The 2,207-nt window shown below is 54.6% G+C and carries 1 protein-coding gene; it reads left to right on the top strand.

Annotation, left to right across the window (positions count from 1 at the left end; all coding sequences use genetic code 11):
- Positions 1-2,207 (top strand): hypothetical protein (locus tag FBQ85_29480; protein ID MDL1879263.1); only part of this gene is annotated, 2,207 nt, incomplete at both ends.

The following is a 2,207-nucleotide window of genomic DNA, read 5'->3' as shown; positions in this document are numbered from 1 at the left end:
GTTCCGACCGGGGCGCGCGTCGAAGCGACGGTGCTGCCGGGCGCGGTGGAAGAATTGCGCGACCTCACCGTTGCCCCGTTTCCCACCGCGCGCCTCGAGGAAGGCGAGCAGCGCGTGGAATATTTGTCCGACATTCAAACCTTCTCGCGTAACGATTTCTTCCCAACCGATTTGGTTTCCGTTGATGCGCCCGACTTGTTTCGCCAGCAACGCGTTGTGCGTGTAGTGGTGTCGCCGGTGCAATACAATCCCGCCCAAAAGACTCTCAGAATTTACCAAGAGCTTCGCCTCCTCGTGCGCCACACCGCCAGCGATGAGCCTGGCCGAACCGCATTTTCGCCGACGGGTGGCTCTCCGGTGGAGGAATCTTTTTACCGCAATTTGATTTTCAATTATGAGCAAGCGCGGCAATTCCGGCTGCCACGGCAGACCCAGACGCTGCGCAAAGCTGCCTCGCCATTCGCCGAAGGCCCGCTCTATAAAATTGCGCTGCGCGCGGAAGGCATGTATCGCATCACCGGCCAGGCGCTGGCAGGTGCAGGCATCGATCTCACCTCCGTGCAGCCGGCGCACATCCGTCTCTTCAACAACGGCGGGAAGGGATTGCCGCGCGGCCTGTTTGACCCACGTCCGGAAGGCTTGGTCGAAAATGCAATCTATGTCTCCGACGGCGGCGACGGCCGGTTTGATCCCAGCGATTTCATTTTGTTTTATGGCCGCGGCGTTGACGGCTTCGAGTTCGACACCACCAGCGGCCAGATGAGACATTATCTCAACAAGTTCGGTTTTGATAATTTCTATTTTCTCTCGGTCACACCGTACAGTGATGGCAGCACCGGCAAGCGCATGTCGAGTCGCGCGCCGTTGCCCTTTGCTGTCGCACAAACCCTGGCGACCAGTTTTCAACAATATGTTTATAATGAAGAGGAATTGAACCCGCTGTTCGAATCGGATCAAACCTGGTTCGGCTATGATTTCGGCACCCGATCGAACACGAACACCAGAACGTACAAGCTTCAACTTCCTGATCCTGTCACCGATGCCACCGGGCGCATTCTCTTTAGATTTTATGCGCAGTATTTCTCCAGCACACCGCATCGCATGGCCGTGACGTTCAATCAGCAGCCGATCAACGAATTTGTCATTCCCGGCAACAGCTTTCGCACGCAGGATTTTACGCTGGCGCGTTCGGGCGTCATCAAAAACGGGGAGAATGAAATTCTGCTCACCTATACCGGCAGCGGCGACGCGACTCACATGTACATCGATTATTTTGAGTTGAATTATGCGCGCCAGTTGCGCATGCCCGGCCCGAGTTTGATTTTTGACGGCACGGCCAGCACCGATCCGGTCGCCTATCGTTTGGATAATGCTGATCCCAACGGCCTTTGGCTGTTCGACGTTAGTGATTTCAGCACAGCGGCGCTGCTGACCACGGAAAACTGGCAGGTGAACGGCGCACAGATTACGTTTACTGATGCCGGCAGCACGCCCAACCCGCGACGCTATGCCGTCGCCACCAACGCAGGGTTTACTAATATCGAAGCCGGTGCAATTACCAAAGACTCGCCTTCGAATCTGCGTTCGCCAGATCACAGCGCGGATATGATCATCATCACGCACGATGATTTCGTCTCGCAAGCGCAGCGCATTGAAAGTTTGCGCGAGAACTGGCAACCGTACAGCCCCTCGCCGCAGCGTCTGGAGGTCGAGATCGTTAATATTCAAGACGTGTTCGATGAATTTTCCAGCGGTATGTATGACCCGGTCGCGATTCGCGATTTTTTGAAGTATGCTTATGAGAATTGGCGCAAGCGGCCTTCATTTGTGCTGTTGTTCGGCGACAGCGATTATGATCCCAAAAATATCCGCAACAAATCCGACAAGAACTGGATTCCGAGCTATCACACCGCCGAGCTGGACGAATATACCAGCCGCGTAACGGATAGCTGGTTTGCGTATGTGAATGGCAATGATGCGTTGATGGATCTGGCGATCGGCCGCATTCCGGCGCGTTCGCTGGCGGAAGCCGAGGCCTATGTGAATAAGCTCATCAAATATGAAACGAATCCCGTCTTTGGGCCGTGGCGCAACGCGATTATCATGGTTGCAGATGACGAAAATTCGCCGGACGGCCTGGAAGCTTTTCATATTAATGATACTGAAAATCTCATCAATCAGCGCACGCCGGATTATTTCGATATTCG

Source organism: Cytophagia bacterium CHB2 (assembly GCA_030263535.1).
Classification (GTDB): domain Bacteria; phylum Zhuqueibacterota; class Zhuqueibacteria; order Zhuqueibacterales; family Zhuqueibacteraceae; genus Coneutiohabitans.
This window is presented reverse-complemented; position numbering and strand designations above follow the sequence as displayed.